Consider the following 23,067-nt stretch of genomic DNA (forward strand, 5'->3'; position numbering starts at 1 on the left):
GATCGACGTCGTGGTCCGAGCGGCCCGGCGGGGGGCGCGGTGAGTGTCCGCCTCGCCGCCGTGGACCTCGGCGCGTCCAGCGGACGCGTCATGGTCGGCCGGGTCGGCCCCGGCGAACTGGAGCTGACCGAGGCGCACCGGTTCCCCAACGAGCCGGTACGCGTCGGCGCCACCCTGCACTGGGACGTCCTCGGCCTCTACCGGGGCGTCCTCGACGGCCTGCGCGCCGCCGGTCCGGTGGCCAGCGTCGGCGTCGACTCCTGGGCGGTCGACTACGGGTTGCTCGACGCGGCGGGCGCGCTGCTGGGCAACCCGGTGCACTACCGCGACCACCGCACCGACGGCGTCGCCGAGCGGGTGGCGAAGCACCTGGGGGAGGAGCGCCTCTACGCCACCACCGGGTTGCAGAAGCTGCCGTTCAACACCCTCTACCAGCTCGTCGCCGCCGCCGACACGCCGCAGCTGGCAGCGGCGCGGTGGCTGCTGCTGATCCCCGACCTGATTGCGTACTGGCTCACCGGCGAGATCGGCGCGGAGATCACCAACGCCTCCACGACCCAGCTGTACGACCTACGCCGCCGGACCTGGGCCCGCGAGCTGATGGCCGACGCGGGGATCCCCGCCGAGCTGTTCCCGCCGCTCCGCGAGCCCGGCACGACGATCGGCCCGGTCCTGCCGACGGTGGGTCTGTCCGGCGATCCCCGGGTGGTCGCGGTGGGCTCGCACGACACCGCGTCCGCCGTCGTGGGGGTGCCGGCGGTGGGGGAGCGGTTCGCGTACATCTCCTGCGGCACCTGGTCGCTGGTCGGCGTCGAACTCGACGCCCCGGTGCTCAGCGAGCCGAGCCGGGCGGCCAACTTCACCAACGAGTCCGGCGTGGACGGCACGATCCGCTACCTGCGTAACGTCATGGGCCTGTGGCTGCTCCAGGAGTCGGTGCGCGCGTGGGGCGGCGCCGACCTGCCCGCGCTGCTGCGCGAGGCGGGTCGGGAACCGGCCTTCCGGTCCGTCGTGGACCCGGACGACCCGGTGTTCCTGCCGCCGGGCGACATGCCGGCCCGCATCGCCGACGCCTGCCGCCGCGCCGGCGAGCCGGTGCCGACCGGTCCGGCCGGCACCGCGCGGTGCATCCTCGACAGCCTGGCCCTGGCACACCGCCGCGCTGTACGCCAGGCGCAGCGGCTCTCCGGCCGTCACGTCGACGTCGTGCACATGGTCGGCGGTGGCGCGCGCAACGAGCTGCTCTGCCAGCTCACCGCCGACGCCTGCGGGCTGGCGGTGCTCGCCGGGCCGGTCGAGGCGACCGCGCTGGGCAACATGCTGGTGCAGGCGCGGGCGGCCGGCGCGGTGGGCGGGGACCTGCCGGCGCTGCGGACCGTGCTGCGCGACACGCAACGGATCGTGCGGTACGAGCCGCGCGGCGACGAGGCGGCCTGGCGGGCCGCCGAGGGCCGGCTGGCCCGGTGACGGCGCGGGTCGCGCGCTTCGGGAACGCGCGCCCACGCTGACCCGCGGGGCCGCTTTCCGGGCTGGGCCGCGGACCGCCCGGCCGCAGACCGGCCGGTCAGAGGACCCGGCGCAGCCACTGCTCCACACCGGCGACGTGCACCGTGGCCCAGGAGCGGGCCAGGTCCGCCTGCCCGGAGGCGACCGCGTCCAGGATGGCGGCGTGCTGCTCGCGGGTCTTGGCGACCGCGCCCTCCTGGGTAAGACCCCGCCAGATCCGTGCGCGGGTGGTCGGCCCGGAGAGGCTGTCGAGCAGGGACGTGAGCACGTTGTTGCCCGCGCAGACGGCGATCAGCCGGTGGAACTCCAGGTCGTTGGCGACGAGTTCGTCGATGGTCGGATCGTCGCCGAGGCCGTCCAGCACGTCGCGCAACGCGGCGAGGTCCTCCGCGCTGGCCCGCTGTGCGGCCAGCGCGGTCGCGGCCGGCTCGAGGATCCGCCGGACCTCGAGGAACTCCAGGACGGTGTCGTCGCGGTGGAAGTCGACGACGAAGCTCAGGGCGTCGAGCAGCAGCGCCGGATCCAGGCTCGTCACGTACGTCCCGTCGCCCTGCCGGACGTCGAGGACCCGGATCAGCGACAGCGCCTTGACCGCCTCGCGCAGCGAGTTGCGGGACAGGCCGAGCCGTTCGGCCAGGTCGGGTTCGCGGGGCAGCCGGTCACCCGGGCGCAACTCGCCGGCGACGATCATCTGCTTGATCTTGTCGATCGCCTCGTCCGTGACTGCCACGTGCTCCTCCGCCCCTCGTGCGTACCGCAGAGTATGAGACCGCTCAACGCCGGAGCTGGTAGGTCCGCGCGGCGGTGTCGCCGAACACCGCCGCCCGCTCCTCGGCCGACAGCGGCGGCAGGGCCTCGACCAGGGCCGACAGCACCGCCTGGTAGTCGGCGGCGAGCCGGCAGACCGGCCAGTCCGACCCGAACATCAGCCGGTCCGGCCCGAACCGGGTGACCGCCTCGGCCACGAAGGGCCGCAGGTCGGCCACCTGCCACGCGTCCCAGCTCGCCTCGGTGACCAGCCCGGACAGCTTCGCCGTGACGTTCGGCAGGGTGGCGAGCGCCCCGACCGGGCCGGACCACTCGGCCAGGCCACCGAGCCCGTCCCGGATCCGTGGCTTGCCGAGGTGGTCGAGGACGAACCGCAGCTCGGGGACCTCCCGCGCGGCCCGCGCCACGGCGGACAGTTGGTCGACCCGGACCACCACGTCGAGGGCCAGCCCGGCCTCGGCGATGGCGCGCAGGCCGCGCCGGACCGGCTCCCGGTCCAGGTAGTGCGGGTCCGTCTCGGCCTGCAGCTGCGGGCGTACGCCGACCATCAGGTCACCGCCGGGCAACCGCCGGTAGTCGGCGATGGTGTCGGCGAGCGCCGGATCCGCGGGGTCGACCCAGGCGACCACCCCAGCGATCGCCGGAGTGGACCGCGCGTACTCGAGCAGGAGGGCCGCCTCGGCGACGTCGCAGCGGCCCCCCTCCACCAGGACCGTCCGGTCGACGCCGGCGGCCGTCAGCTCCGGCCGCAGGTCGTCGGGGACGAACGAGCGCCGGATCGGGGCCAGCTCCGGCGCGTCCAGCCACCGGTAGCCGTCCTCGATCCGCCACAGGTGGTGGTGTGCGTCGACGATCACGCGGCACCGACCGGGGAGATGGGCAGCGGCGCGTCCGCGCGGAGCAGGCCCTCGGCGACCAGCTCCGCCCAGAACCCGGCACCGGGCGGCTCCGCCGCCGACAGCGCGGCGTTGCGCCGGACCTGGTCCGGGCCGTGGGCGCCCACCACCACCGCCGCGACCGCCGGATGCGCGGCGGCGAAGGCGAGCGCCGCCGCCGGCAGCGAGGTGCCGTGCCGGGCGCAGACCTCGGAGATGGCCCGGGCCCGGTCGAGCACCGCCGCCGGCACGTCGCCGTACTCGTAGGGGAGGCCGGCGTGCGGACGCGGTACGGCGAGCAGCCCGCTGTTGAAGACGCCGGCGTTGAACACCGACACGCCGCGGCGCGCGCACCCGGGCAGCAGCGCGTCCAGCGCCGGCTGTTCCAGCAGGGTGTACCGGCCCGCCACCATGACCGCGTCGACCTCCGTCTCGGCGACGAACCGGTGCAGGACCTGCCACTGTTTCGACCCGACGCCGATCGCGCCGACCACGCCCTGCGCGCGCAGCTCGTGCAGCGCGGGGTACGCCTCGGCCAGGGCCGGCCCCTGGTGGTCCTCCGGATCGTGGATCAGCACGACGTCGATCCGGTCGAGGCCGAGCCGGACCAGGCTGGCCTCCAGCGAGCGGTGCACGCCGTCCGCGCTGAAGTCCCACACCCGCCGGTGGTCGGCGACCACGTCGAAGCCCTCGGGGTCGCGCCGCGCGGCCCCGGACCGCTCCGGGACCAGCAGCCGCCCCACCTTCGTGCTGACCGTGTACGCCGCCCGGGGCAGGGCGCGCAGCGCGTCGCCGAGCCGGCGCTCGGAGAGCCCCAGACCGTAGTGCGGCGCGGTGTCGAAGTAGCGGATCCCCTGGTCCCAGGCGGCCGCCACGGTGGCGATGGCGTCGGCCTCGCCGATCGGTGTGAAGAGGTTGCCGAGCTGGGCGCAGCCGAGACCGAGCCGGCTCACGGTCACCTCGGACCGCCCCACCCGCACGCCGGTCACCCGCCCGCCCCGTCCGGCGCGGGCGGCAGCGCCCAGACCAGGCACAGCCCGGAGTCGGTGCCCGAGTAGTCGTCCGGCACGTCGAGCAGCCGGGCCATTCGGGCCTGCCACGCCACGTTCACCGGGTGGTCGCGCAGCTCGTGGCGCATCCGCTGGTAGTCCTCGACCTCCACCAGGTGGAACAGGTCCCGGCCGTCCCGCCAGATCCACCAACCATGCACACCAGCGGTGCGGATCGCGGCCGCCAGCTCCACCGGGATGGTCGCGTGGACGTCGTCGTACTCGCTCTCGCTGCCCGGCCGTAGCCGGGTGTGCAGGGCGATGCGGTGCATGGGCGACGCTCCTTTCCGTTGCCGGTCCGGGCCGCTGCGGGCGATGCCCGGCTAGTCCTGGGCCTTGCCGGACGTGAGGCGGGCCAGGATCAGCGCGACCAGGATGATGGCGCCGTAGATGGCCTGGATCCACTGGGCGGAGACCCCGGCGAGGGTCAGGATGTTGTTGATCAGGCCGAGGACGATGACGCCGCAGAGCGCGCCGAACAGCGTCCCCTTGCCGCCGTCGAGGCTGATCCCGCCGATCACCGCCGCGGCGAAGACGGTGAAGATCATGCCGTCGCCCTGCGCCGCCGCGACCGAGCCCAGCCGGCCGGTCATCAGCAGGCCGGCCAGCGCCGCCAGCAGGCCGCCGATCATCAGGACCACCCACACCACCCGGTCGGTGCGGATGCCGGCGGCCCGGGCCGCGTCGGTGTTGCCGCCGATGGCGTAGACGGACCGGCCGTGCCGGAAGAAGCCCAGCGCCACGATGCCCACCACGAAGAGCGTGCCGCTGATCCAGATGGACGCCGGCACGCCGAGCCAGACCGCGCTGCCGAGGTAGAGCACCGACGGCGGGATGTCGAACAGGTTCTGCCCGCCGGTGATCCCGATCTGCAGGCCGCGCAGGACGATCAGCATGCCCAGGGTCACGATGAACGCGGAGAGCTTGAACCGCAGGATCAGCAGGCCGTTGAAGGCCCCGATCACCAGCCCGGTGAGCAGGCAGAGGACGATGGCCAGGCCGGCCGGCAGTTCGGTGCCCAGCCCGTTGCTGGCGGCGGGGATGACCAGCGCGACGGCCAGTGCCGGTGCCAGCCCGATCGTCGACTCCAGGGACAGGTCGAACTTGCCGGCGATGAGGATGATCGCCTCGGCGAGCACCAGCAGCGCCAACTCGGTCTGCTGCTGCAGCACGTTGGTGATGTTGGCGGCGCTGAGGAACACCGGGTCGATGAGCGCGCCCACCACGACGAGGAGCAGGATCGCGGGAACCAGTGCGAGGTCCCGCAGCCGAGCCAGCGGTAGGCGGCCGAGGCCGGGCCGGGATCCGCTCGGCGTCGGCGGCTTGACGATGGTCTGGGTGCCGGTCACGGCTGCTCCACTCCCTCCACTGCGGCCACCAGTTCGGCGTCCGTCCAACCCCGGGGGACCTCCCGGACCACCCGTCCGTGGAACATCACCAGCACCCGGTCACACGAGCGCAGGTCGTCCAGCTCGTCGGAGACGATCAGCACGCCGGTGCCCGAAGCGGCGGCTCCGGCGACGGCGCCCAGCAGGGACGCCTTGGACCGGACGTCGACGCCGGCCGTGGGGCTCACCATGACGAGCGCCTGGGGATCGTTGGCCAGCGCCCGGGCCAGAACGACCTTCTGCGCGTTCCCGCCGGAGAGGCCGCTGACCGGCTGGTGCGGTCCGTCGGTCTTGATGTCGTACGTCTGGATCATGCGTTCGGCGACGGCCCGCTGCCGGGCGGGCGCGACGAGGCCGGCGGGCCCGAGCCGGCCGGCGATCGGCAGCGTGGCGTTCTCCGCCACCGACAGCAGCGGTACCAGCCCCTCCCGGTGCCGGTCCTGTGGCAGGTAGCCGAGCCCGGCGGCGAGCGTGGCGGGCACGCTGCCCGGCTTCGGGGTGGTGCCCGCGATCGTCACCGTGCCCGCGTCGGCCCGGCGCAGCCCGGCGACCGTCTCGGCGAGGGCCACCTTGCCGCTGCTGCCCGAACCGATGAGACCGACCAGTTCCCCCGCCCGCACCGTCAGGTCGACACCGTCGTAGTAGCCGGCCAGCCGCAGGCCGTCCACTCCGAGCACCACCGGGGCGCTCTCCGGCACCGGCGGCCGGTCGGTCCCGGCGGCGAGGGCCGGGCCGGTGTCACCGGTCATCGCGGCGACCAGGTCGTCCCGGGAGAGCGTCCCGACCGGCTGGGTCAGGATGTGCCGCGCGTCGCGCAGCACGGTCACCGTCTGGCACACCTCGTACACCTCCTGGAGGTGGTGCGAGATGAACAGGAAGGTGACACCGGCGGCCTGCAGTTCGCGCATCCGGCCGAAGAGCCGCTCGATGGCGGCGGCGTCGAGCTGCGCGGTCGGCTCGTCGAGGATGATGAACCGGGCGCCGAACGAGAGCGCCCGGGCGATCTCGACGAGCTGCCGCTGCTCCACGGTGAGCGAGCCGGCGAGCGCGGCCGGATCGACCTCGACGCCGTACCCGGCCAGCAGGTCGGCGGCGCGGCGGCGCAGGCCGCCCCAGCCGATCGGGCCGCGGCCGGCCTGCCGGTTCAGGAACAGGTTCTCCGCGACGGTCAGGGCCGGGATGATCGTGGACTTCTGGTAGACGCAGGCGACTCGCTGCCGCCACGCGTCGCGGTCCGCCAACGTCGGGGCGGGCGAGCCGTCGAAGCGGATCTCCCCGCCGTCCGGTCGCTGCAGGCCGGTCAGGATCGACACCAGCGTGGACTTGCCGGCGCCGTTGCGTCCGACCAGCGCGTGGGTCTCGCCGGCCCGGACGACGATGCCGGCCGAGTCCAGCGCCACGGTCGCGCCGTACCGCTTGGACACGCCGCGGGCCTCCGCGGCGGGGGCGGTGGCCCCGGCCGCGGAGTCCGCTTTCCGTTCGTGGCTGGTCATCACTTGCCGATCTGGTTTCCCCAGAGCGCCGGATCGTCGACATTCTCCTTGGTCACCAGCGGCGCGGCGATCTGGTCCTCCAGGCCGTTGCCGATGTCGATGATGGTGCTGTCGTGGTCGGTCGGGCCGGCGGAGAAGGTCTTGCCCTCGGCCGCCGCCTTGGCGTAGTACAGCGCCCACTTGGCGTAGAGGTCGGCGGGCTGGGAGACGGTCGCGTCGATCTCGCCCTTGCGGATCGCCTCGAACTCCTGCGGGATGCCGTCGTTGGAGACGATGAAGATGTGCTTCGGGTCCGTCGGCGGGACCAGCAGGTTCTTCGACCGCAGCACCTGCAGCGTCGGCGCCAGGAAGACGCCGCCGGCCTGCATGTAGACGCCGTTGATGTCCGGGTGCTGGGCCAGGCGGGTCTGGAGCGCGGCCGCCGCCTTGGCGCCCTCCCACTCGGTCGGTTCCTCGAAGATCGTGATCCCGGGGAACTTCGTCTTCATGCACTCGGCGAAGGCCTCCGACCGGTCCCGGCCGTTGATCGAGGAGAGCGAACCCTGGAACTCGATGACCTTGCCCTTGCCGCCGAGCTTCTCGCCGAGGAACTCGCACGCCTTCTGCCCGTACGCCCGGTTGTCCGCGCGGACGACCATGAAGACCTTGCCCTTGTCCGGGCGGGTGTCGACCGAGACCACCGGGATCTTGCGGTTCTCCAGGGTGTCCAGGGTGGAGGCGATCGCACCCGTGTCCTGCGGCGCCATCACGATGGCCTTGGCCCCCTGGCTGGTCATCGCCTGGACGTTGGCGACGAGCTTGGAGACGTCGTTCTGCGAGTTGGTCGGCGACATCAGGTTGATGTCGTACTCGTCGGCGAACTGCGGGACGTACTTGGCGTAGGAGTTCCAGAAGTCGGAGTCGGCGCGGGGCAGGTCGATGCCGATCTGCGGGCCGGAGCCGGCCTGGCCGCCCGTCCCGCTCGACGAGTCACCACAGGCGACGGTGCCCAGGGCCAGGACCGCGGCCATCGCGATCCCGATCGGGGTCCTGAAGGTATGTCTCACGGTGGTCCTCCATCCGGTGTGGATACGGTGAACGCTTCGCGGAGGCAAGCGGGGAAACACGCTGTTAATACGTCGGATGTCTATCAGTCGATCCCTGGGCCGGCAAGACCCCGAAGCGGGATTTTGCGGGACAGGTATGTTCGGGGAGCGCGCGTACATCGGATGTTCAGTCGGGTGGCGGGGCGGGACGCAGCCGCAGGCCCTGCATCCCGCCGTCGACGGCGAGCACGCTGCCGGTGGTCGCCCCGGCCAGCGGGCTCGCCAGGTAGGCGATCGCCGCGGCCACCTCCTCCGCGCTCACCAGCCGACCGGTGGGCTGGCGGGCCCGGAGCGCGGCCAGCTCCGCCGCCGGGTCGTCAGCGGCATCGAGCAGTCGGCGTACCCACGGGGTGTCCGCGGTGCCCGGGTTGACGCAGTTCACCCGCACGCCCTCCCGCACGTGGTCGGCGGCCATCGCCAGGGTGAGCGCCTGGACCGCGCCCTTGCTGGCGCTGTAGAGCGCCCGCTGCGGCAGGCCGGCCGTGGCCGCGATCGAGCAGGTGTTGACGATCGCGGCGTGGGCCGACGCGCGCAGGTGCGGCAGCGCGGCCCGGGTCACCCGGACGATGCCCACCACGTTGACGTCGAGCACGCGGTGCCACTCCTCGTCGGGGTTGTCGGCCACCGTGCCGGCCGCCCCGATACCGGCGTTGTTGACCAGGACGTCGATGCCGCCCAGCGCCTCCGCCGCGGCGGCCACCGCGGCCCGGACGGCCCCGTCGTCGGTCACGTCGGCGGCCAGGCCGAGCAACGGTTCGGGTAGCCCCTCCGGACGCAGGTCCAGGCAGGCCACCCGCGCGCCACGACGGGCCAGCAGGGTCGCGGTCGCCAGGCCGATGCCCGACGCGCCACCGGTGACGATCGCCCTCAGTCCGGTGAACTCAGCCATGGTGCCGCCCCGCTTCCGATCGTCGTAGCCCCGCTGCTCGCCCGCTCTCCGTCGGCCCGCCGGCGGCCGTCGCCGACCAGACCGGGCCGTCCGGGTAGGCGTACTCGATCAGCGTCTGCGGCCGCATGGTGGCGCTGAAGCCCGGCGCGGTCGGCGCGACGTACCGGCCCCGGCGGATCACCACCGGGTCGACGAAGTGCTCGTGCAGGTGGTCCACGTACTCGATGACCCGGTCCCGCATCTCGCCGGAGACCGCCACGTAGTCGAACATCGACAGGTGCTGCACCAGCTCGCAGAGCCCGACGCCGCCGGCGTGCGGGCACACCGGGACGCCGAACTTCGCCGCCAGCAGCAGGATCGCGATGTTCTCGTTGACGCCGGCCACGCGGCTGGCGTCGATCTGCACGTAGGAGACCGCGCCGAGTTGGAGCAGCTGCTTGAAGACCACGCGGTTGGCGACATGCTCGCCGGTGGCGACCCGGAGCGGCGCCAGCTCGCGGGCGATCGTGGCGTGACCGACCACGTCGTCGGGGCTGGTCGGCTCCTCGACCCAGTACGGGTCGAGCGGCGCCAGCTCCCGCATCCAGCTGATCGCCGTCGGTACGTCCCAGCGCTGGTTGGCGTCGACCGCGATCCGGAAGTCCGGTCCGCAGGTCTGCCGCGCGATGGTCATCCGCCGTACGTCGTCGGTCAGGTCGGCGCCGACCTTCAACTTGATCTGGCCGAACCCGTCGGCCACCGCCTCCTTGCACAGCCGGCGCAGCTTGTCGTCGTCGTAGCCCAGCCAGCCCGGCGAGGTCGTGTAGGCGGGATAGCCGTCCCGCAGCAGGTGCTCCTCGCGTTCGGCGCGCCCCGACCGCGCCGCGCGCAGGATCTCCAGCGCCTCCTCGCGGGTCAACGCGTCAGTGAGGTAGCGGAAGTCGACCAGGTCGACCAGCTCCTCCGGGCTCAGCCGGCTCAGCAGCTGCCACAGCGGCAGCCCCTCGCGCTTGGCCCGCAGGTCCCACAGCGCGTTGACGACCGCCGCGATCGCCATGTGCATGACGCCCTTCTCCGGGCCGAGCCAGCGCAGCTGCGAGTCGTGGACGAGCTCGCGCCAGAGGCCGCCGAGGTCGGCCAGGACCGCCGCCACCGGGCGGCCCACCAGGTACGGGCGCAGCGAGGCGATCGCCGCGGCCTGGACGTCGTTGCCGCGGCCGATGGTGAAGGCGAAGCCGTGCCCCTCGTGGCCGTCTCCGGCGTCGGTGCGGACCACCACGTACGCGGCCGAGTAGTCCGGGTCGGGGTTCATCGCGTCCGAGCCGTCCAGCGCCAACGAGGTGGGGAAGCGGATGTCGGAGATCGCCAGGTCGGTGAAGATCATGCCTGCCCCACCACCTGCCGCTGCCGGCCCAGGCCGTCGATCTCCACCTCGAGCACGTCGCCTGCGGTCAGGTACGGCTTCGGATCCGGTTGGCCGAGCGCGACCCCGGCCGGCGTGCCGGTGTTGATGACGTCACCGGGGTGCAGCACCATGAACTGGCTCAGGTAGCGGACGACCTCGGCGACGCCGAACACCATGTCCTTCGTGGTGCCGTCCTGTCGCAGCTCACCGTTGACCCACAGCCGCAGGCGGAGGTCCTGCGGGTCCGGGACCTCGTCGGCGGTCACCAGCCAGGGCCCGAACGGGTTGAAGGTCTCGCAGGACTTGCCCTTGTCCCACTGGCCGCCGCGCTCGAGTTGGAACTCCCGCTCGGACACGTCGTTGGCGACCGCGTAGCCGGCGACGCAGGCCAGCGCCTCCCCGGCGCTGGACAGGTAGCGCGCGCGACGGCCGATGACCACCGCGAGCTCGACCTCCCAGTCGGTCTTGGTGCTGCCCCGCGGTATCAGCACGGTGTCGTCGGGGCCGACCACGGTGTCCGGCGCCTTCAGGAAGACCACCGGCTCGGTCGGGAGGGCCGCGCCGGTCTCGGCGGCGTGGTCCCGGTAGTTCAGGCCGATACAGACGATCTTGCCGGGTTGCAGCGGCGCGCCCACGCGCAGGCCCGCCCGGTCCAGGATCGGCAGCTCGTCCACCGTCACCGTCGTCAGCCGCGCGAGGCCGTCGGCCGCCAGGAACGCGGCGTCGACGTCGTCGATCACCCCGCTGAGGTCGCGTAACCGTCCACCCTCGTCCAGCAGCGCCGGGGACTCCCGCCCCGGTGCGCCCACCCGCAACAGCCTCACCCGTCGCCCCCAGACACCGTCTCGCAATGTGCCAGCAATACATCCGATGTCTACCAGCGCTCGACGCGCTCCACAAGACCGCGATCCCCATCGGACCCGCTCCGTCGGCCGCTGCCGGCGGGGCAATCGGCGCTCGGGACGAGGCAGGGCGCCGCCGACCGCAACGATCGATGAGATTGAGTCCTTGTTTCTGCCGGGCGTCCTTTGTAACCTCGTGCTCAAACATCGGAGGCGTGCCGCACCTGTTCGGCCCTCACGGTGATCAGGCCGCCTGTGTCCCGCTCGGCCCTCGGACGATCCGGAGACCCCCATGGATGACCCTCGCCCGTGGCGAACCCCGCGCCGGCTGACAGCGGTGGCCCTCGCGGCCGTGCTGGCCGCGACGCTGCCCGCCTGGTCCGCCGCCGCTTCCCCGGCCGCCGCCGCCACGGCCGCCGCCACGGCCGCCGCCGCGACCGCCCAGGACCCGCTCACCCTCTGGTACGACGAACCGGCCACGGACTGGGAGACGCAGGCGCTCCCGATCGGCAACGGCGCGCTCGGCGGCATGGTCTTCGGCCGGGTGGCGGCGGAGACGGTGCAGTTCAACGAGAAGACGCTCTGGACCGGCGGCCCCGGTTCCGCCGGTGGCTACGACTTCGGCAACTGGACCACGCCCCGGCCCGGCGCGATCGAGGAGGTGCAGCGCCTGATCACCGAGCGCGGCCGCCTGTCGCCGCAGGAGGTGGCGGACCGGCTGGGCCAGCCCAAGAGCGGATTCGGCTCGTACAACACCTTCGGTGACCTCTCGCTGCGGCTCACCGAGGATCCCGGCGCCGTCCAGGAGTACCGCCGCGAGTTGAACATCGGCCAGGCCGTCGCCAGGGTCTCCTACCTCGACGAGGGGGTGCGCTACACCCGCGAGTACTTCGCCAGCCACCCCGACAACGTCCTGGTGGTCCGACTCACCGCCGACCAGCCGGGCCGGATCGGCTTCACCGCCGGCGTCAGCGCGCCGAACAACCGGTCCACGGCGGTCACCGCCGGCGGCGGTCGCATCACGTTCACCGGGACGCTCAACGACAACAAGCTGCGGTACGAGTCCCAGATCCAGGTCAACGCCGAGGGTGGCGCGGTCACCGACGGCGCCGACGGCACGGTCACCGTGCGGGGCGCCGACGCCGCCACCCTGGTCCTGGCCGCCGGCACCGACTACGCCCCGACCTACCCCACCTACCGGGGTGCCGACCCGCACCTCGCGGTGACGGCGGCGGTCGACGCGGCAGCCCGCAAGACGTACGCCGACCTGCGTGCCACGCACACCGCCGACCACCGTGCCCTCTTCGACCGCGTCCGACTGGACATCGGCCAGGCGATGCCCGACATCCCGACCGACGAGCTGCTCAAGTCGTACATCGGCGGCGAGTCGCCCGCGGACCGTGCCCTGGAGGCGCTCTTCTTCCAGTACGGTCGCTACCTGCTGGTCGCGTCGTCCCGGGGCGGCTCGCTGCCAGCCAACCTCCAGGGCGTCTGGAACAACACGACGAACCCGCCTTGGGACGCCGACTACCACGTCAACATCAACCTTCAGATGAACTACTGGCCGGCCGAGATCACCAACCTGTCGGAGACCACCGCGCCGCTGTTCGACTACGTCGACGCGATGGTGCCGTCGGGCAAGGTCACCGCGCAGCAGATCTACGGGAACCGGGGCTGGGTGGTGAACAACGAGACCAACATCTACGGGTTCACCGGTCTGCACAACTGGGCCTCGTCGTTCTGGTTCCCGGAGGCCGGCGCCTGGCTCGCCCAGCACTACTACCGGCACTACCAGTTCACCGGGGACGAGAGGTTCCTGCGGGAGCGGGCGTACCCGATCATGAAGGAGCTGGCGCTGTTCTGGCTCGACGAGCTGGTCGTCGACCCGCGCGACGGCACGCTCGTCGTCTCGCCGAGCTACTCGCCCGAGCAGGGCGACTTCACCGCCGGCGCCTCGATGTCCCAGCAGATCGTGTGGGACCTCTTCACCAACACGGTCGAGGCAGCCGGGATCGTCGGCGGCGACAACGCGTTCCGCAAGGAGCTGCGAGCCGCGCTCGACAAGCTCGACCCCGGCATCCGGGTCGGTTCCTGGGGCCAGCTGCAGGAGTGGAAGGAGGACCTGGACGACCCCGAGAACGAGCACCGGCACGTCTCGCACCTGTTCGCCCTGCACCCCGGCGACCAGATCTCCGCGCTGGAGGACCCCGAGCTCGCCGCCGCGGCCAAGGTGTCGCTGACGGCGCGAGGCGACGGCGGCACCGGCTGGAGCAAGGCCTGGAAAATCAACTTCTGGGCCCGGCTCCTCGACGGCGACCACGCGCACAAGATGCTCACCGAGCAGCTGCGACAGAGCACCCTCGCCAACCTCTGGGACACCCACCCGCCGTTCCAGATCGACGGCAACTTCGGCGCCACCTCCGGGGTCGCGGAGATGCTCCTGCAGAGCCAGGGCGGTGACGTGCACGTCCTCCCGGCCCTGCCCAGCGCCTGGAAGAACGGCTCGGTCAGCGGGCTGCGCGCCCGCGGCGACCTGACCGTCGACACCAGGTGGTCGGCCGGCGCCGCGACCGAGATCGCGGTCACCGCCGGCCGGACCGGCGAGGTGAGCCTGCGCAGCCCGCTCTTCGCCGGACCGTACCGGTTGGTGGACGCCACGACCGGCAAGCGGGTCACCGGACGGGCCCAGGGCGAGCGGCTCACCCTCGAGGCCCGGAAGGGCCACCGCTACGTCGCCACCGCGCACGTCGGCTTCACCGTCGACGCGCCGCCCACGCTGGAGGCCGGCGAGTCCGGCATCGTCGCGGTGACCGTCGACGCCGCGACCAACCTCGCCCCGTCGAGGCTCACGTTGGTCCTGCCGGCCGGTTGGACGGCGCGGCCCGCCCGGTTCGAGGTGCCGCGCCTGCGCGCGGGCGACTCCCAGGTGTACCGCTTCACGGTCACCCCCGGCGGGGAGGCGACACCGGGAACGAACCGGATCGAGGCGCGACTGGTGAACGACGCGTGGCGGGCCTCCGCCTGGACCGCCGTCGCGCTGCCCGTACCGCCGCCGTGCGCCCGGCCCGACCCGGGGCACCCACTCGTCGCCTGGGATCCGACCAGCGGGGACAGGGTCGCCGACCGGTCACCGAACGGGCGCACCGCGACGGTCCAGACCGGCGCCGCGTACGTCGCCGACGGGCCGACCGGCAGCGCGCTGGCGCTGAACGGCACCCGGTACCTGCGGACCACTCCCACCACCCTGGGTTTCCTGGAGACCGCGACGTTCGCCGCCGAGGTCAAGGTGGGCACGAGCGGCAGCTACCGACGGCTGTTCGACTTCCAACCCGGCGGCGATCCGGGCGCCGACGGGGTGCTGATCGACCTCACCCCGAGCAACCAGGTGCGGTTCATCGGCTCCGGCACCGGTGTCACCACCAGTGCCACGGTGCCCGTCGGCCGGTACGTCGACCTGGTGGTCACCATGGACGGCGGCGGCACGATCACCGTCTACCTCGACGGCCAGCAGGCCGGCGCGGCCAAGGTCCCGGACGGCGGCATCGTCGGCTGCGCCACCCGCGAGCTGCGGTTCGCCGCCGACCAGGACGGCGGGCAGCGGCTCACCGGCGAGGTGGACCGGATGGCCATCCTGCCCGAGGCGCTCCCGGCCGACCAGGTGCGCACCTGGCAGGCGCGTGCCTTCGGCTGACGACCGGCCACTCCGACCGTCGCCCGCCGGGACGCCGTCCGGCGTCCTGGCGGGCGGCGGCCCGTGGGGAGGTACGTTGCACAGGCGCGGACGATCTGATCGAATAGCCGCGGCCCACGGGGCCGCCGAGCACCGGATGGGCGGGTGACCATGCGGATCGCGCTGTTCGTGACGTGTCTGGCCGACACGCTGTTTCCCGAGGCGGCGAAGGCGACCGTACGGCTGCTGGAGCGGCTCGGCCACGAGGTGGTCTTCCCCGAGCAGCAGACCTGCTGCGGGCAGATGCACGTCAACACCGGCTACCCGGACGAGGCGCTGCCGCTGGTCCGCCGGCACGTGCGCACCTTCGAGCCGTACGACGTGGTGGTGGCGCCGTCGGGCTCGTGCGTCGGGTCGGTGCGTCACCAGCACGCCATGGTGGCCCGGCGGGGCGGCGACGAGCGACTGGCCAGCCGCGCCGAGGACGTCGCGCGGCACACCTACGAGCTGTCCGAGTTCCTCGTCGACGTGCTGGGGGTGACCGACGTGGGCGCGTACTACCCGCACCGGGTGACGTACCACCCGACGTGCCACTCGCTGCGGATGCTCCGGGTGGGCGACCGGCCGCTGCGGCTGCTGCGGGAGGTCCGCGGCCTGGACCTGGTCGAGCTGCCGCAGGCCGAGCAGTGCTGCGGCTTCGGCGGCACCTTCGCGGTGAAGAACGCCGACACGTCGACGGCGATGCTGGCCGACAAGCTGCGCCATGTCCTGTCGACCGGCGCCGACGTGTGCGCGGCCGGCGACTCCTCCTGCCTCATGCACATCGGCGGCGGGCTGTCCCGGCTGCGCACCGGGGTCCGGACGGTGCACCTCGCCGAGATCCTGGCCGCGACGGAACGCAGTGAGACCGCCAGCGAGCGGCGGCGGCTGGGGGCGCGGCCGTGACCCGGACCTTCCTCGGCATGCCCGCTACCGCGCCGCGCGGTGTCGGGCACCTGCGCGGCGACGAGCCGTTCCCCGCCGCCGCCCGGCGTACCCTCGCCGACCCGCAGCTGCGCCGCAACCTCGGCCACGCCACCACCACGATCCGCGCCAAGTCCGGCGCGGTCATCGGCGAGCTGCCCGACTGGGAGCAGCTGCGCGCGGCCGGCGCGGCGATCAAGGCCGACGTCATGGCCCGCCTGCCGGAGCTGCTCGAACAGCTCGAGGCGGCGGTCACCGCCGCCGGCGGCACGGTGCACTGGGCCGCCGACGCCGTGGACGCCAACCGCATCGTGACCGAGCTGGTCGCCGCCACCGGAAGCAACCGGGTCATCAAGGTCAAGTCGATGGCCACCCAGGAGATCGGCCTCAACGAGGCGCTGGAGGCCGCCGGGATCACCCCGGTCGAGACCGACCTCGCCGAGTTGATCGTGCAGCTCGGCGACGACCGGCCGAGCCACATCCTGGTGCCGGCCATCCACCGCAACCGCGCCGAGATCCGCGAGATCTTCCTGCACGCGATGCCCGGCGTCGACCCGGCGCTGACCGACGACCCGGTGGCCCTCGCCGCCGCCGCCCGCCGCTACCTGCGCCAGACCTTCCTGACCACCCGGGTCGCCGTCTCCGGCGCCAACTTCGCCGTCGCCGAGACCGGCACCCTTGGCGTGGTGGAGTCCGAGGGCAACGGGCGGATGTGCCTCACCCTGCCCGACACGCTGATCACCGTGATGGGCGTCGAGAAGGTGCTGCCCACCTGGCGGGACCTCGAGGTGTTCCTGCAGCTGCTGCCCCGGGCGTCGACGGGGGAGCGGATGAACCCGTACACGTCCATGTGGACCGGTGTGACGCCCGGCGACGGCCCGCAGCAGTTTCACCTGGTGCTGCTCGACAACGGGCGCAGTGCCGTCCTCGCCGACGAGGTCGGCCGGCAGGCGCTGCACTGCATCCGCTGCTCCGCCTGCCTCAACGTCTGCCCCGTCTACGAACGCACCGGCGGGCACGCGTACGGGTCGGTCTATCCCGGGCCGATCGGCGCGGTGCTGTCGCCCCAACTCACCGGCGTCGAGGACAACGCCTCCCTGCCGTACGCCTCGTCGCTCTGCGGCGCGTGCTACGACGCCTGCCCGGTGAAGATCAATATTCCGGAGCTGCTGGTCCACCTGCGCGCCGAGCACACCGCCGCCCGGCGCCGGCCGACCGCGGAGTCCGTCGCGATGGCCGCCGCGGCGTACACCATGGACCACCCGGCGCTGTACGCGGCGGCGCAGCGGGCGGCGCGGCTCAGCCGCCTCGCCGGCCGCCGTGGCCGGGGCCTGCCACCCCCGCTCTCGGGCTGGACCATCGGTCGCGACCTGCCGCAACCGCCCGAGCAGACCTTCCGCGACTGGTGGGCGAACCGGTGACCACGTCGCGCGACCTCGTCCTCGGCCGCCTCCGCGCGGCCCGTGGCCCGGCGCCGACCGGCGCGGCCGACCCGCCCCGGGACTATCGGCCCGCCGGCGCGGCGGTCGACCTCGACCTGCTCGTGGAGCGCCTCGTCGACTACCGGGCCACCGTGCACCGCTGCGTGGACGCCGAGGTGGCGGAGGTGGTGGACGCGATCCTCGCCGGCCGGCGGGTCGTGGTGCCGTCGGGTCTGCCCCGCCGGTGGCTGCCCGCCAGCGTCGAGGTCGTGACCGACGACAACCTCACCGCGGAGCGGTTGGCCGCCGTCGACGGGGTGGTGACCGCGGCCGCCGTCGCCGTCGCCGAGACCGGCACCGTCGTCCTCGACGGCGCCGAGGACCAGGGCCGGCGCATCGTCTCGCTCCTGCCCGACGTGCACGTCTGCGTGCTGCGCGCCGACCAGGTCGTCGCCGGGGTCCCGGACGCCGTCGCCCGACTCGACCCGCGCCGCCCGCTGACCTGGATCAGCGGGCCCTCCGCCACCAGCGACATCGAACTCAACCGGGTCGAGGGTGTGCACGGCCCCCGGAACCTGCATGTGGTCATCGTGCCAGCCACGACGTGACACTGATCGACGCCGCGGCCACCGCGAGGGGCCCCGCTCCGCCGGTCGCTAGGCGGCGCGGATCAGGTCGGCGGCCCGCCAGGCCAGCGCCATCACCGGGGCGTTGAGGTAACCCGAGACCAGAACCGGCAGCACGGAGGCGTCGGCGACGCGCAGGCCGTCGACGCCGCGTACCCGCAGCTGGGGGTCGACCACGGAGTCGTCGTCCGGGCCCATCGCGCAGGTGCCGACGGCGTGGTAGCCGCAGTAGCCGTGTTCCAGCGCCGCCGCGATGATCTCGTCGTCGTCCTGGACGGCCGGACCGGGCAGCGTCTCGGCGGAGATCCGTTTGGCGATCGGCCCGGTGGCGAACAGCTCGCGCATCCGCCGGAAGGCGGCGACCGCGACGCGGCGGTCGTGCGCGGTGCCGAAGTAGTTGGCGACGATCCGGGGTGGACTCTCCGGATCGGCCGAGGTGATGGCCAGGATCCCCTCGCTGTCCGGCCGGGTGACCGTGACCAGGCCCATCAGCCCCGACTCGCGCTCCAACTCCAGCGCCTGGCCGGGGCGTCGCGGCGCAGCCGAGAAGGGTGCCATCAGCAACTGCGCGTCCGGATGCTCGGTGTCGGGACCGGACCGGAAGTACGCCCCGACGTCGTGCACCGGCAGCGCGAGGGGCCCACGCCGGGTGAGCAGGTAGCGCAGCGCGGCCCGGCCCTGCCCGAGCGGGCTGCTGAGCGTCGGGTTGTAGCCGCCTCTGGTGGCGAGCCGGAACTGCGCCACCATCGGCCGGTGCTCTCGCATGCCGGCGCCCACCCGGGGCCGGTCGAGCAGCACCGTCACTCCAACGTCGCGCAGGGTGTCGGCGGGACCGATGCCGGAGACCTGCAACAACTGTGGTGTGGCGATCGCGCCGGCGGCGAGGACGACCTCGGCGGCGGCGGCGTAGTCGACCGTCCGGCCGTCGCGGCGGGCGCGCACCCCGATCGCCCGGCCGCCGTCGACGAGGACGCGGAGCACGACCGTGCGTACCGTGACGGTCAGGTTGGGCCGGTAGCGCACCGGGTGCAGGAACGCGTCGGCGGCGCTGGACCGGCGGCCGTCGCGAATGGTCGCCGTGACGTAGCCGATCCGCTCGCCGTCGTCGGCGTTCAGGTCGTCGGTTCGGCGCCACCCCAGCTCGGCGCCGGCGGCGATCGTCTCCTCGCACAGGTCGTCGGTGCCGGTCGCGCTGGACAGCCGCAGCGGCCCAGCGGCGCCGCGGACCTCGGAGGCGCCGAGTGGGTTGTCCTCCAGCTGTTTGAAGATCGGCAGCATGGTGTCCCAGCCCCAGCCGGGGTTTCCGCGGCGCTCCAGGCCGTCGTAGTCGAGCCGGTCGCCGCGGGCGTAGATCATCCCGTTGATCGAGCTGGAGCCGCCGACCAAACGACCTCGTTGCCAGGTCTCGTGCTGCCCGGGCGCCACCTCGGCGGGATAGTGCCAGGCGGTACGCGGATCGTCCATCAGCCGGCTGAAGCCCTTGGGGACGCGGACGAAGGGGCTGCGGTCCCATCCGCCGGCCTCGATCAGCAGCACCCGGGTGCCCCGATCCTCGGTCAACCGGTTGGCCAGCACGCACCCGGCCGAGCCGGCACCGACGATGATGTAGTCGAACTCCTCCACCGAACACCCCCGTCCGCCGGCCCGAGCGCCACGCTCACCGTAGTTGCCTGATCACCGAACGGGAAGGGGTGGGCGGGTCGGCTTGTCGCCCTCGCCGAGGGGGAGGTGGCGCGGCAGGAACACGACCGGGTTGTTCTCGGTCCGCAGTGAACCTGCGGCCGCCGACGCTCAGCCGCCGGCCTCCGCCACGGCCCGTACGGCCAGGGCCAGGTCGGCGCCGGTGGGCGCGTGCTCCGGGTCGAGCAGCCACTGCACGGTGAGCCCGCTGATCAGGGCGAGGACCAGCGAGCCGACGGCCCGCGCCGTGTCCTGCCCCTGCGGCGACCGCTCGTCCGGCCCACCCGCGACCAGCGCGCCGAACCATGGCCGGGCGGCCTCGTACGCGGCGGCGATCCGGGCGCGCAGGTCCGGCTGGTGGTCGGTCTGCGTGAACACGTCGACGCTGGCCGCCCAGAGTGCCCGGTCGTCCCTGATAGCGGCGATGACCTGGTCGCACAGGGCGCGGAGCCGGTCCGGCGGGGGGAGGCGCTCGTCGACCTCGAGGCGCCGTTGGAGGGTGTCGCCCCAGTCGTTCATCGCCTCGATCATGGCGGCGGTCAGCAGCGCCTCCTTGGAACCGAAGTGGTAGCCGATGGAGGCCAGGTTGGTGCCCGAGGCGGCCACGATGTCCCGCGCCGTCGTGCGGGCGTAGCCGCGCTCGTAGAGGGAGCGCTTGGCGCCGGCGAGGAGCTGCTCTCGATGTCCCACCGCGCCACCCTAACCCGGATCCGTTCGCTTGTATAAGACGCACGTCTTATACAAACGTCATAGACAGATGTATAGATCCTCATTAGAGTAACCCGCATGACGAGCCCGACGCACCAGCTTCCGACGCAGAGCACGGAGACCTCCGCCCGCACCACGCCCGCCCGGCTGCGCGACGTCGACGCCCTGCGCGGCTTCGCCCTGTTCGGCATCCTCGTGGTCAACATCGCCTTCTTCGCCACCGCCTACCCGTGGCACGGCATCGACGACCCGGCCTACGCGTCCACCCTCGACGGTGCGGTGCGCGCGACCGTGGTCCTGCTCTTCGAGCTGAAGTTCTACCTGCTCTTCTCCTTCCTGTTCGGCTACAGCTTCACGCTCCAGCTCGCCTCCGCCGAGCGGCGCGGCGCGGCGTTCGTGCCGCGCTTCCTGCGGCGGCTGGCCGGCCTGTTCCTGCTCGGCGCCGCGCACGCCCTGCTGTTCTTCCACGGCGACATCCTGACCACGTACGCCCTGCTCGGCGTGGTCCTGCTGCTCGCCCGCCGGATCCGCCCGCGCACCGCGTTGATCTGGGCCGGCGTCCTGATCGGCCTGGTCGCCCTGCAACTCGCCGGGGCCGCCCTCACCGGTGCGAGCCTCGCCACCGACCCGGCCGCCGCTCTCGCCGAGGGGCGGGAGTCGACCGAGGCGCTCGCCGGCAGCCCGGCCACCGTGATCGGCGAGCACCTGCGGTCCATGCCGCAGATGCTGCTCGGCCTGGCGTCGCTGCAGGCGCCGATCGCCCTGGCCGCGTTCCTCGTCGGGCTCGCCGCCGGCAAGCGCGCCGTCCTGGCCGACGGCGACCGGCACACCCGACTCTGGCGGGTGCTGTGCTGGGTCGGCTACCCGGTGGGGCTGGCCGGCGCGGTGCTCTTCGCCAGCACCGGCGGCACCACCGGGCTGGACCCGGTGGCGCTGGCCGTCACCGTCGTGACGGCGCCGTTGCTCGCCGCCGCGTACGTGGCGACCCTGTACCGGATCTTCCCCACCCGGGCGGGCGGTCGGCTCTCCCGGGCGCTGGCCCCGGCCGGACGGATGGCCCTGTCCAACTACCTCGGCCAGTCGGTGATCTGCGCGATCGTGTTCACCGGCTGGGGCTTCGGCCTGATCGGCCACGTGTCACCCCTGGCCGCCGTCGGGATCGCCGCCGCCATCTTCGCGGCGCAGGTGGTCGCCAGCGACGCGTGGCTACGGCGGCACCACTACGGCCCGGTCGAGTGGCTGCTGCGGGCGCTCACCAACGCCGCGCTGCCGCCCTGGCGGCGCGTCGAGGGGGCCTAGCTAGCCGGCCGCGCGCTCTCCGCCCGCCCCCCACCCCCGCGATCTTGCACTTTCCGCCCCTGATCTGCGGCATTCAAGGCATTTGCCGGGCACAAAGTGCCAGATCGCGGGGTGCGCCGGGGTGGGGTGCCGCCCGCGACCGTCCTGACCGGACCACCGGGGTTGGCTCGTCGTGATGGGAGGTGCCGTCACTTTTGGCAATCCGGCTGCGGCGGGCTCGCCAGCCGGCATTATGTCCCGTTATGAGGAGGATGCCCGCCACTGCGGTGCTGGTGATCGCCGCGCTGGTGGCGGGCTGCCAGACACCTGAGCCGGAGTCGGTCCGCTCGCCGTCCACGCCGTCCGCCTCGGCGGCCACCAGCGCGGGCCCGCCGACCACCCTGACCGTGGTCGCGGCCGGCGATCTGCTCGTCCACCCGGCGCTCAGCGAGCAGGCCGCCGCCGACGCTCGCCGGGCGGGACGCGCCGGGCACGACTTCACCCAGGTGCTGGCCGGGGTCCGCCCCCGGGTGAGCGCCGCGGACCTGGCCATCTGTCACATGGAGACGCCGCTGGCCGAACCGGACGGACCGTTCACCGGCTGGCCGAACTTCAGCGTGCCGCCGGAACTGGCCGACGCCGCCGCCTGGGCCGGCTTCGACGCCTGCTCCACCGCGTCCAACCACTCGCTGGACACCGGCGTCGAGGGCATCGCCCGTACGCTCGACAACCTGGACCGGGTCGGGTTGCGGCACACCGGAATGGCCCGCACCGCCGCGGAGGCCCGCCGCCCGAGCGTGTTGGACGTCAAGGGCGTCAAGGTCGGGCACCTGTCGTACACGCTGAGCTTCAACGGCATCCCGCTGCCGGCGGGGCGGCCGTGGGCGGCCAACCTGATCGACGCGGACGCCATTCTCGCCGAGGCCCGCCGGGCCCGGGAAGCCGGCGCGGAGATCGTCATCCTGTCGATGCACTGGGGCACGGAGTACCAACACGAACCGAACGCCGATCAGGTCGACCTCGCCGAGCAACTGCTCGCCTCGCCGGACATCGACCTGATCGTCGGCCACCACGTGCACGTGGTGCAGCCGTTCGAGAAGGTGGCCGGCAAGTGGGTCGCCTACGGCATGGGCAACCTGACCACCCGGTTCGCCGACGGGTCGCCGGAGAAGACCCAGGACGCGGTCGTCCCGGAGTTCACCTTCACCCGTTCCGCCGCCGACCGGTGGCAGGTCACCGACGTGACCGTGCTGCCCACCTGGATGGAGTACCGCCCGCTCGCCCGGGTGGTCGACCTGACCGCCGCGTCGGTCGACCCGGCGGTGCCCACCTGGCGGCGCGCGCAGTACGCCGCGATCGTCCGGCGGATCGCCGGGTTCATCGACGAGCGGGGCGCCTTCGCCGCCGGGCTGCGCATGCCGCACTGACCGGGCGCACCGGCT

19 protein-coding genes are annotated in these 23,067 nt (G+C 73.2%); 7 read left to right on the forward strand and 12 right to left on the reverse strand.

Annotation, left to right across the window (positions count from 1 at the left end):
- The first annotated feature begins 39 nt into the window (after positions 1–39).
- A complete protein-coding gene (locus O7603_RS00655) occupies positions 40–1,467 on the forward strand; it encodes a rhamnulokinase family protein (RefSeq protein ID WP_281573700.1) in 1,428 nt (475 codons plus the stop codon).
- A 97-nt stretch (positions 1,468–1,564) separates the two neighbouring features.
- Here the strand turns inward: O7603_RS00655 and O7603_RS00660 are convergent, their stop codons facing one another.
- From O7603_RS00660 to O7603_RS00705, 10 genes are all read right to left on the reverse strand, one after another.
- Positions 1,565–2,236, reverse strand: coding sequence for a FadR/GntR family transcriptional regulator (locus tag O7603_RS00660; protein WP_281573701.1), 672 nt, complete (start codon positions 2,234–2,236; stop codon positions 1,565–1,567).
- Between the two features lie 43 nt (positions 2,237–2,279).
- On the reverse strand, positions 2,280–3,131 hold the full coding sequence (locus O7603_RS00665) for an amidohydrolase family protein (protein ID WP_281573702.1): 852 nt from the start codon (positions 3,129–3,131) through the stop codon (positions 2,280–2,282).
- Positions 3,128–4,138, reverse strand: a complete 1,011-nt coding sequence (locus O7603_RS00670; RefSeq protein WP_281573703.1) for an aldo/keto reductase — start codon at positions 4,136–4,138, stop codon at positions 3,128–3,130. The genes O7603_RS00665 and O7603_RS00670 overlap by 4 nt, the downstream gene beginning before the upstream one ends.
- Positions 4,135–4,470, reverse strand: a complete 336-nt coding sequence (locus tag O7603_RS00675; RefSeq protein WP_281573704.1) for an L-rhamnose mutarotase — start codon at positions 4,468–4,470, stop codon at positions 4,135–4,137. The genes O7603_RS00670 and O7603_RS00675 overlap by 4 nt, the downstream gene beginning before the upstream one ends.
- 51 nt (positions 4,471–4,521) lie before the next feature.
- On the reverse strand, positions 4,522–5,547 hold the full coding sequence (locus O7603_RS00680) for an ABC transporter permease (protein ID WP_281573705.1): 1,026 nt from the start codon (positions 5,545–5,547) through the stop codon (positions 4,522–4,524).
- Complete coding sequence (locus O7603_RS00685; protein ID WP_281573706.1) at positions 5,544–7,079, reverse strand: sugar ABC transporter ATP-binding protein; 1,536 nt, start codon at positions 7,077–7,079, stop codon at positions 5,544–5,546. Before O7603_RS00685 ends, O7603_RS00680 begins: the two co-directional genes overlap by 4 nt.
- A complete protein-coding gene (locus O7603_RS00690) occupies positions 7,079–8,125 on the reverse strand; it encodes a sugar ABC transporter substrate-binding protein (protein ID WP_281573707.1) in 1,047 nt (348 codons plus the stop codon). Before O7603_RS00690 ends, O7603_RS00685 begins: the two co-directional genes overlap by 1 nt.
- Before the next feature lie 166 nt (positions 8,126–8,291).
- Positions 8,292–9,053 (reverse strand): SDR family oxidoreductase, encoded by a 762-nt coding sequence (locus tag O7603_RS00695; RefSeq protein ID WP_281573708.1) that lies wholly within the window; start codon positions 9,051–9,053, stop codon positions 8,292–8,294.
- Positions 9,046–10,416: an L-fuconate dehydratase gene (locus tag O7603_RS00700; RefSeq protein WP_281573709.1), complete on the reverse strand. Its 1,371-nt coding sequence runs from the start codon at positions 10,414–10,416 to the stop codon at positions 9,046–9,048. The genes O7603_RS00695 and O7603_RS00700 overlap by 8 nt, the downstream gene beginning before the upstream one ends.
- Positions 10,413–11,246 (reverse strand): fumarylacetoacetate hydrolase family protein, encoded by an 834-nt coding sequence (locus O7603_RS00705; RefSeq protein ID WP_281573710.1) that lies wholly within the window; start codon positions 11,244–11,246, stop codon positions 10,413–10,415. Before O7603_RS00705 ends, O7603_RS00700 begins: the two co-directional genes overlap by 4 nt.
- Before the next feature lie 325 nt (positions 11,247–11,571).
- Between O7603_RS00705 and O7603_RS00710 the strand changes: the two genes are divergently transcribed.
- The 4 genes from O7603_RS00710 (at position 11,572) to O7603_RS00725 (ending at position 17,941) form a co-directional block, all read left to right on the forward strand.
- Positions 11,572–14,970 (forward strand): glycoside hydrolase N-terminal domain-containing protein, encoded by a 3,399-nt coding sequence (locus O7603_RS00710; RefSeq protein WP_281573711.1) that lies wholly within the window; start codon positions 11,572–11,574, stop codon positions 14,968–14,970.
- Between the two features lie 150 nt (positions 14,971–15,120).
- Positions 15,121–15,894, forward strand: a complete 774-nt coding sequence (locus O7603_RS00715; protein WP_281576914.1) for a (Fe-S)-binding protein — start codon at positions 15,121–15,123, stop codon at positions 15,892–15,894.
- Between the two features lie 17 nt (positions 15,895–15,911).
- A complete protein-coding gene (locus tag O7603_RS00720) occupies positions 15,912–17,333 on the forward strand; it encodes a LutB/LldF family L-lactate oxidation iron-sulfur protein (RefSeq protein ID WP_281576915.1) in 1,422 nt (473 codons plus the stop codon).
- Entirely contained in the window at positions 17,330–17,941 is a 612-nt protein-coding gene (locus tag O7603_RS00725; RefSeq protein ID WP_281573712.1) for an LUD domain-containing protein, read from the forward strand. Before O7603_RS00720 ends, O7603_RS00725 begins: the two co-directional genes overlap by 4 nt.
- A gap of 48 nt (positions 17,942–17,989) precedes the next feature.
- Here the strand turns inward: O7603_RS00725 and O7603_RS00730 are convergent, their stop codons facing one another.
- Positions 17,990–19,582, reverse strand: coding sequence for a GMC family oxidoreductase N-terminal domain-containing protein (locus O7603_RS00730; protein ID WP_281573713.1), 1,593 nt, complete (start codon positions 19,580–19,582; stop codon positions 17,990–17,992).
- 168 nt (positions 19,583–19,750) lie between these two features.
- Positions 19,751–20,329: a TetR/AcrR family transcriptional regulator gene (locus O7603_RS00735; RefSeq protein ID WP_281573714.1), complete on the reverse strand. Its 579-nt coding sequence runs from the start codon at positions 20,327–20,329 to the stop codon at positions 19,751–19,753.
- A 96-nt stretch (positions 20,330–20,425) separates the two neighbouring features.
- Between O7603_RS00735 and O7603_RS00740 the strand changes: the two genes are divergently transcribed.
- Entirely contained in the window at positions 20,426–21,646 is a 1,221-nt protein-coding gene (locus tag O7603_RS00740) for a DUF418 domain-containing protein (protein WP_281573715.1), read from the forward strand.
- Between the two features lie 251 nt (positions 21,647–21,897).
- Entirely contained in the window at positions 21,898–23,052 is a 1,155-nt protein-coding gene (locus O7603_RS00745; protein ID WP_281573716.1) for a CapA family protein, read from the forward strand.
- Positions 23,053–23,067 lie beyond the last annotated feature (15 nt).

This window comes from Micromonospora sp. WMMD812 (assembly GCF_027497215.1).
Taxonomy (GTDB): Bacteria; Actinomycetota; Actinomycetes; order Mycobacteriales; family Micromonosporaceae; genus Micromonospora.